General features: G+C 68.8%; 4 protein-coding genes and 2 pseudogenes. 5 read left to right on the top strand and 1 reads right to left on the bottom strand.

The features are described from left to right. The first annotated feature begins 433 nt into the window (after positions 1–433). The 5 genes and pseudogenes from ACFTZL_RS36755 (at position 434) to ACFTZL_RS36735 (ending at position 7,684) form a co-directional block, all read left to right on the top strand. Positions 434–1,000, top strand: a complete 567-nt coding sequence (locus ACFTZL_RS36755; protein WP_382592281.1) for a PadR family transcriptional regulator — start codon at positions 434–436, stop codon at positions 998–1,000. Between the two features lie 79 nt (positions 1,001–1,079). Continuing rightward, the gene (locus ACFTZL_RS36750; RefSeq protein ID WP_382592278.1) at positions 1,080–2,798 is read left to right on the top strand and encodes an acyl-CoA dehydrogenase family protein; all 1,719 of its coding nucleotides are present in this window, start codon (positions 1,080–1,082) and stop codon (positions 2,796–2,798) included. Positions 2,799–3,608: 810 nt separating this feature from the next. Further along, positions 3,609–4,940: pseudogene (locus ACFTZL_RS36745) on the top strand (VWA domain-containing protein); the annotation flags it as partial. 363 nt (positions 4,941–5,303) lie between these two features. Beyond that, entirely contained in the window at positions 5,304–6,488 is a 1,185-nt protein-coding gene (locus ACFTZL_RS36740) for a CHAT domain-containing protein (RefSeq protein WP_382592284.1), read from the top strand. A gap of 32 nt (positions 6,489–6,520) precedes the next feature. Further along, on the top strand, positions 6,521–7,684 hold the full coding sequence (locus tag ACFTZL_RS36735) for a hypothetical protein (RefSeq protein WP_382592275.1): 1,164 nt from the start codon (positions 6,521–6,523) through the stop codon (positions 7,682–7,684). Between the two features lie 89 nt (positions 7,685–7,773). Here ACFTZL_RS36735 and ACFTZL_RS36730 read toward each other — a convergent pair. Next, positions 7,774–8,030, bottom strand: a pseudogene (locus ACFTZL_RS36730) (hypothetical protein); the annotation flags it as partial.

Genomic DNA, 8,030 nt, shown 5'->3' with positions numbered 1-8,030 from the left:
GTGCCCGCGCACCGGGCGAGCCCGTGCACCGGCGGGAAGGAGACATCCGGAACGTTCCGGATGGAGATGGCCCCCGGCGGCCCTCAGCCGAGTCGAGCGAAACGGCCGCGCCAGCGGGGCCGGGATGACGACCGTGCCGAGAGACCTCGCCGGTTACGGCGGGACCTGGCCAGCGTGGGCCCGGCGCCGAAGACCCGCCGGATGGCGCGGGAGGGAACCTCTGCATGCCACAGGTCGGCCGGATGGGAGAGGGCGAAGCGGCGTGCGCCGTCAGCGTGGTGGTGGGCAACCGGACCTACCGGGCAGGCGGTCGGGGGAAGGCCGATCCACGCGGGCGCGGTGAACGGGCCGTCCACTGCCGTCCCACGTGAGCCCTGTCTCACCTGGGCAGCGCCACTTGGCTATGCAACGAGTTGCATACGAGGATCGACTCATGGCGCTCGAGCACGCGATCCTCGTCTCCCTGCTGGAGAAGCCGGGCTCCGGCTATGAGCTGGCCCGGCGGTTCGAGCGGTCCATCGGATACTTCTGGACCGCCACGCACCAGCAGATCTACCGCGTTCTCAAGCGCATGGAGAGCGAGGGCCTGCTCGCCGTCCGCGAGCTGTCGCAGCAGAGCCGACCGGACAAGAAGGAGTACTCCGTCGTAGGCCCCGGCCGCGCCGCCCTCTCTCAGTGGCTGCACGAACCGATCCAACCCGAGAACATCCGGCACGAACTCGCCGTGAAGATCCGCGGCGCGGCCTTCGACGACCCGCCCGTGCTGATCCGTGAGGTCGAACGGCACCGCCAGGTGCACAGCGACCGGCTCGCGCACTACGTGGCCGGGGAGCTGCGCGACTTCACCGGCCCGGAGGCCCCCACCCCGCTCGACGCCGGTCAGGAGCTGCAGCATGTCGTGCTGCGTGGCGGCATCGCGTACGAGCGGATGACGATCGCCTGGCTCGACGACGTACTCGCCACCCTCCGCCGACTCAGTACGTCACACCCGCACGCCTGACCTGCCGGCCACCTCCGCCCGCGCCCCGCGACCTTCAGACCCGCACCCTCCACCCTCAACCCTCGGAAGGCGGACCTTCATGGCCGACCCCCTCCTCTTCAACCCCCGTACGTACGACCCGGCACAGTTCGACCCCGAGACCCGCAGGTTGCTGCGTGCCACCGTCGACTGGTTCGAGGACCGCGGCAAGCGCAGGCTCATCGAGGACTACCGTTCCCGCGCCTGGCTGGCCGACTTCCTCGCGTTCGCAGCCAAGGAAGGGCTGTTCGCCACCTTCCTCACCCCGGCGTCCGCCGCCGGCGACAAGGACCAGCGCTGGGACACCGCCCGGATCGCCGCCCTCAACGAGATTTTCGGGTTCTACGGTCTCGACTACTGGTACGCCTGGCAGGTGACCATCCTCGGTCTCGGACCGGTCTGGCAGAGCGACAACGCGGCGGCTCGAACCCGCGCGGCGGAACTCCTCACCCAGGGCGAGGTGTTCGCCTTCGGCCTCTCCGAGAAGACCCATGGCGCCGACATCTACTCCACCGACATGCTGCTGACGCCGGACGGCAACGGCGGCTTCACGGCGGAGGGTTCCAAGTACTACATCGGCAACGGCAATGCGGCCGGGCTCGTCTCGGTCTTCGGCCGACGCACCGACATCGAGGGCCCGGACGGCTACGTCTTCTTCGCCGCCGACAGCCGCCACCCGGCGTATCACCTCGTGAGGAACGTCGTCGACTCCTCGAAGTACGTCAGCGAGTTCCGCCTCGAGAACTACCCGGTGGGACCGGACGCCGTCCTTCACACGGGCCGCGCCGCGTTCGACGCCGCCCTCAACACCGTCAACGTCGGGAAGTTCAACCTCTGCACCGCCTCGATCGGCATCTGCGAGCACGCGATGTACGAGGCGGTCACCCACGCGCACACTCGCATCCTGTACGGCCGCCCCGTCACCGCCTTCCCGCACGTGCGCCGTGAGCTGGCCGACGCGTACGTGCGCCTCGTCGGCATGAAGCTCTTCAGCGACCGCGCCGTCGACTACTTCCGCTCCGCCTCGCCGGACGACCGCCGCTACCTGCTCTTCAACCCGATGACGAAGATGAAGGTGACCACGGAGGGCGAGAAGGTCATCGACCTGATGTGGGACGTGATCGCCGCCAAGGGCTTCGAGAAGGACACCTACTTCGCACAGGCAGCCGTCGAGATCCGGGGACTGCCCAAGCTCGAAGGCACGGTCCACGTCAACCTCGCGCTGATCCTCAAGTTCATGCGCAACCACCTCCTGAACCCGGCCGAGTTCGCGCCCGTGCCGACCCGCCTCGACGCGGCCGACGACACGTTCCTCTTCGAGCAGGGACCGGCCCGTGGCCTGGGCTCCGTGCGCTTCCACGATTGGCGCCCTGCCTACGACGCATACGCCGGCGTCCCGAACGTCGCCCGCTTCCGGGAGCAGGCCGACGCCCTGTGCGAGTTCGTCACCACCGCAGCCCCCGACGAGGAGCAGAGCCGCGACCTCGATCTTCTGCTCGCCGTCGGCCAGCTGTTCGCGCTGGTGGTGCACGGCCAGCTGATCCTGGAGCAGGCCCGCCTGACGGATCTTGACGAGGATGTGCTCGACGAGCTGTTCTCCGTCCTCGTCCGCGACTTCTCCGCCTTCGCCATCGAGCTGCACGGCAAAGACTCCGCCACTGCGGATCAGCAGCGCTGGGCGCTCGATGCCGTCCGGCGTCCCGTCGTCGACGAAGAGCGTTCGGGGCGCGTCTGGGAGCGTGTGGAGGCACTGTCCGGGGCGTACGAGATGGCGCCGTGACAGCCCGCCCAGGGAGCTCGTCGACATGTGACGGTCAGGGCCCCCGGGAGCAGTAGCGCTGGCACAGTGGCCCTCCGCGCAACCTGCCGCGCGGAGGGCCCGCTCCGCAGGCTTCGCCAGGTCGCCCTGCCGGTCCGGTGCGGGACGTCGGCCGACGTGGGGGTCGGGGCCATCGGGCAGAGTGCCGCCAGCGGCCGGCGCTGTCCTGGGCGACGTCTCCGCCGACCTTGGCGACCGGCTCCGGCCGAACGAGGGTGACGTCCAGCGTCTCGCGGCCGCCCTGCCCCACCCGGCGGAGAACGTCCAGCCCACCCACGGGTGGTCCGTCACCGGGGGTGAGTGCTCGGCCTGCGGCAATGCGGTGCTGCGGCCCGTGTACTGCAGACGGCACCGAGTTCTACCGCCTCGCTCATACCGAGGCCCACGCCGAACGAGCTCAGGCCGGCTGACCGGGTGCCGCACGCGAGGAGCCGCCCGATTCCCCTAACCGACGGCAGTATCGGCTGGTGAGGCAGTCGATCGGGCGCTGACCCATGGGCTGATTGGTTCGTGGGACGGGACTCAACTCCGAGCGCGGGTAGCAGAGTTGCGGTTGGTTGCCGCTGGATGGGGGCGTCCACGACAACGTGAGGGTATGGCAGGCTGCCCCCGGATGAGCCGCCGGGGGCAGTATGGTCCTGGAGCTCAAAGTGCCTGGATTGCGCGCCACATCAGCAAGGGACACGACTGCCGATTGGCAGAGACGCACAATCACGGCAGCGAGGAGATCTCGCCCAACTGCCGCGGGACGTCCGAGGGGGAGTGGAATCCATGGCCAACTTCTTGAAATCCGCTGCGCCGCAGTTCAGTGTCGAGGTCTCCCAGAATGAGCACCTGCCGGAGGGCGGCCGGGAGGTCAACGCCATCGTCACGGTCACGGCGACCGGCGGCGGCATCGGCCGTTCCGTGACCGAACCGCACCTGGACGGCACCGCGTCGGGCTCGGGCCAAGGCGCGGCGGTGGTGGTCCTGGTCGACTGTTCCGGGTCGATGGACTATCCGCCGACCAAGATGCGCGAAGTCATGGAGGCGACGGCCGCCGCGATCGACGCGTTGCGCGACGGCGTGCACTTCGCAGTCGTAAGCGGTACGCACCAGGCCACGGAGGTCTATCCGGCTGGTGGCAACCTCGCCGTCGCCGACGCCCGCTCCCGGGCAGAGGCGAAACAGGCGCTGCGCAATATCTCCGCGGGCGGTGGCACCGCGATCAGTACCTGGTTACGGCTCGCCGACCGGCTGCTGCACTCCGCGGACGTGGGGATCCGGCACGCGATCCTGCTCACCGACGGACGGAACGACCATGAGCTGCCAGAGGATCTCCAAGCCACGCTGGCCGCCTGCTCAGGCCGTTTCACCTGCGACGTGCGCGGGGTGGGTACGGACTGGGAGGTGAAGGAGGTCACAGGCATCGCCTCGGCGCTGCTGGGGACCGCGGACATCGTGGCCGACCCGGCCGGTCTGGTGGACGACTTCACGCAGTTGGTGGAGAAGGCGATGGGCAAGAGGGTCGCCGACGTCGCGCTGCGCCTGTGGACTCCCGTGGGCGTCGAGACCTCGTTCGTGAAGCAGGTCGCACCCGCCGTCGAGGAGTTGACCGACCGGAGTGCCTCGGCTGGACCGCGCGCCGAGGACTATCCGACGGGCTCCTGGGGTGATGAGTCCCGCGACTACCACATCTGCGTCCGCGTCCCAAAGGCGGGCATCGGCCAGGAGATGCTCGCTGCCCGCGTCTCGCTGGTCGCGCGGGACGGCGACAGGGTTCATGCCCTCGGCCATGGCCTGGTCCGCGCGGTGTGGACCGACGACATGGCGGCGGTCGCCTCGATCAATCCGCTGGTCGCCCACTACACGGGACAGGTGGAACTGGCTGAGGCCATTCAGGAGGGCCTCGATGCCCGCAGGGCGGGTGACAACGAGGGGGCAACGGCCAAACTGGGCCGTGCGGTTCGGCTCGCCGGCGCGTTGGGGAACGACGAGACCACGAGACTGCTCGCCAGGGTGGTGGACGTCCTCGATGCGTTTTCCGGCACTGTGCGACTGAAGGCAGAGGTCGCGGAGGCGGACGAGATGACCCTGGCGACGCGGTCGACCAAGACGGTCCGCGCGGTCGGGCGCCCCGGTGCGGTGAGAACCGAGGGCACCACGAGGCCGCTTCGCCCTGGGAGTAGCGGCCCTCACAGGCCGCAGCACAGCGGCGGTGATGCGTTCGGCCGGGAGCCGAGGCTCCTGGAAGCGGAGTTGGTCGAGCAGGCGCCTCCCGGGCGGGAGGTGCCCCTGCACGTGCGTGTCACCCGGGGAACTGGTGGTCCAGGCGTGGCACTTCGGAGCTTTCGCATCCCGGAAGAGGGAGCGCAACTTCTGATCACCGTGCACGCGCCCGGCCTGGTGGCCCTGGGAGACCTGCAGCAAGAGCTGACCGTTCCTCCCGGCCGGGACTCGCACTGGCTGCAATTCGGCCTGCGCACCATGACACCCGGACTGCACACCGTTACCGTACGGGCCTTCCACAGAGGCACTTTCCTCGGCGAACTGCACTCCCAGGTCTCCGTACAACCCGACACACCGGCCAGGGACGGCCCGCCGCGCACCGCACCGCTCACCACGCTCGCGTTCGATCCCGGGGAGGTGACCTTGCAGGTTCTCAAGGGCGCGGACGGTGTCTACAGTTTCCAGCTCCTCAGTGAAACCACCTACGCTCCCGAGTCCTTCCGCCTCGTCGCGGGCGATTCCCACGGTGCGAGGGAACGGATCTACGACGAGCTTCGGCGTACGGCAGCCGCGGCCGGGCAGGGCGGAGGCAGAGATCATCGCCAGGCCCGGCGGCGGCTGATCAACCTCGGTGTGCAGTTGTGGGCCACGGCGGTGCCCGATGCCGTGCGTCAGCAGTTCTGGGAGGAGGTCGGGCACGTCACCGCTCTGACCGTGCTCGGTGAGCACGATGTCGTGCCCTGGGAGCTGCTTTATCCCCTGGACGGCCAGAGGGAGGGCGACGGATTCCTCGCTGAGTGGCTTCCCGTGGTGCGCCGGGTCTTCGGGCAGGACCGGGTACGCGAACTTTCCCTGTCTCGCGCTGCTTTTGTGGTGCCGCCCGGCTCGCCGCCCGAAGCAGAGCGTGAGGTGGTGGCGCTTCGGGCCAGACTGGGTGACGCGGTGTCCAACGGAGGGACCCTGACCCACGGCGCCGCCGTGAGCGACCTCATGGTCGAGGGGCTCGACGGGTTGCTGCACTTCGCCTGCCACAACTCGTTCACGAGTGCCGGTTCTCACGTCACGATGGCGGATGGCCCGTTCGATCCGATCGATCTCGCTTACGCCACCCACTCCGGAGCCCTGCGTAACACTCACCCGCTGGTCTTCTTCAACGCCTGTCGCAGCGCCGGCCAGATCGACTGGTTTTCGACCGGCCTGGGCTGGGCGCCGCAGTTTCTGCAGGCGGGCGCAGGGGCGTTCGTCGGCACGTTGTGGCCGGTACGGTCCGACTCCGCGCTGCTCTTCGCCGATTCGTTCTACGAGTGCCTGGTCGCCGAGGGCCAGAGTCTGGGGCAGGCATCCCTGAATGCGCGGCGAGCGATCCGCGACCAGAGCGGGGATCCCACGTGGCTCGCGTACGCCGTGTACGGCAGTCCCGCGGCGTGTGCCGACATACGTTAGAAACCACGGACACACCCCCGGACAGGAGAGGCATGGACGAGCCGGTCTTCGTCATCCACGGCGTCGGCAACCGTGACCCACAGGCATTCATCACTACCGTGGCGGCCCTCCAGGCTGCCGCGGGGACAACCCTGGTACCCCTCTACTGGGGTGACCTCGGCGCGGATGACCGTTTCATCGACCTTGCACTCCCTTCCCGCTCCGCCGGGCTGCGCGATACACCCGAGACCACGGCTGACGCACCGCCCGAACCGCTGCTGGCCGCCCTGCTCGGCGAAGCGGTAGAGCCCGCGCCAGGAGACCTGCCGACGCCCCTGCGGGACGCGATCCGCCACGGCTTGGACTCATCGCAGAACAGCGAACTGCGTGACGGCGGCGACCGTCCGGACGCCGACCAGATACTTGCGGCGCTCGCCGAGGAATGGCCGGCGACCCAGTGGCTGTCACGTTCTGATGACCCGTCACTTCTCCACGAGACCGGAAGGGCTATCGCCCGCGCGGTCACCTACACGCAGGAGACGGATGATTCCTGGGCCGGGCTTCGTGGCGCGGCACCCGTTGACGGCACTCTCCGCTCGCTGATCCGACGTCGGCTCGCGGAGCTGGACCGCGTCGCGGGCGCGGCGATGAAGGCGGTCGCCGGCAGGATGAACCACAGCTTGCGCCACCATCTCGGACCAGGCGCCACAAGGTTCCTCGGCGATGTACTCGTCTATCAACGCCATCGCGAGCAGATCCATGCCCGGGTATGGGAGCAAGTCGCCGCCGTCGACCCCGAACTGGGACGCACCCCGGGCCGCCCCGTACGGCTGGTCGCACACAGTCTCGGCGGGGTGATCGCTGTCGACATGGCCACCGCGCAGGAACCGCTGTGGACCTCGTCGCTGCTCACCTTCGGCTCTCAATCCGCGTACTTCCACCTCTGTGACCCCCGTGGGGGCCAACTTTCCCCCTACGCCGGCGACGAACCGGTCACCCTGCCGAACTCTCTGGCCCGCTGGACCAACCTCTGGCAACCCCTCGACGTACTCGCCTTCGCCGCCGCCCGTGTCTTCCGTCTCGCCGACGGCACGTCACCGGTCGACCTGGCGCTGCCTCACGCCGCCACCGCAGGGTTATGGACCCATTCCGTGTATTGGGACCTGCCGGAACTCGCCTCCGCGATCAGCGAGGCGATGCAGCCACCCGCATCATGACCCGGGGAGCAATCATCTGAGCCATCTCTTTCCTCAACGAGGGGCAGCATCCCTTCATCCATGAGGAGAGCCTCGCCGCTGAGATGCTGTCAGTCGAAAGCGTCGGTCATGCAGTCCACCCGGCAGTCGGCGGCCTCGTAGCGCTGGCGGAGGGCGGCAGCCGCCTCTTCACGCTCCACGAAGAGTCCGTAGTGTCGGCTCGCCACCTCGATCACGTCTTCGACCGTCACGATGACCGGTTCTCCGCTAGCGGCCCGGCGGCGCGCTTCGGCGATCGCCATGTCCGCAGAACGCAGCAGGTTCCTGGAACGGTCCCGGACAACGGCCGCCTGGGCCCGTTTCACCG

The organism is Streptomyces sp. NPDC056948, assembly GCF_042674225.1.
GTDB classification, from domain to species: domain Bacteria; phylum Actinomycetota; class Actinomycetes; order Streptomycetales; family Streptomycetaceae; genus Streptomyces; species Streptomyces purpurascens.
This window is presented reverse-complemented; position numbering and strand designations above follow the sequence as displayed.

Excerpts from the sequence above, each read along its gene's own strand:
- ACFTZL_RS36755 (WP_382592281.1), top strand. The coding sequence starts at position 434 with ATGGCGCTCGAGCACGCGATCCTCGTCTCCCTGCTGGAGAAGCCGGGC.
- ACFTZL_RS36735 (WP_382592275.1), top strand. The coding sequence starts at position 6,521 with ATGGACGAGCCGGTCTTCGTCATCCACGGCGTCGGCAACCGTGACCCA.
- ACFTZL_RS36740 (WP_382592284.1), top strand. The coding sequence starts at position 5,304 with ATGACACCCGGACTGCACACCGTTACCGTACGGGCCTTCCACAGAGGC.
- ACFTZL_RS36750 (WP_382592278.1), top strand. The coding sequence starts at position 1,080 with ATGGCCGACCCCCTCCTCTTCAACCCCCGTACGTACGACCCGGCACAG.